Genomic DNA, 218 nt, shown 5'->3' on the forward strand with positions numbered 1-218 from the left:
CATAACCGGTAGGTCTGGGGTTCGAGTCCCTGAAGGTCCACTATTCTTCATAGGGGTGTAGCTCAGTTGGTAGAGCGTCGGTCTCCAAAACCGTGCGCCGGGGGTTCGAGTCCCTCCACCCCTGCCAAATAAAAAGAACTTGAAAAAAGTTGTATTTTAGAGTAGTATAATATAGTAAATAATATTTCGAGGTGTAGCGCAGTTTGGTAGCGCACATG

At 46.8% G+C, this 218-nt stretch carries 1 tRNA gene; it reads left to right on the forward strand.

What is annotated here, in order from left to right:
* Window positions 1-51: 51 nt before the first annotated feature.
* Window positions 52-127: transfer RNA gene (locus KGF39_RS19730), tRNA-Trp, on the forward strand.
* Window positions 128-218: the final 91 nt, after the last annotated feature.

It is taken from the genome of Clostridioides sp. ZZV14-6345, from assembly GCF_020657775.1.
In the GTDB taxonomy this organism is placed as follows: Bacteria; Bacillota; Clostridia; order Peptostreptococcales; family Peptostreptococcaceae; genus Clostridioides; species Clostridioides difficile_D.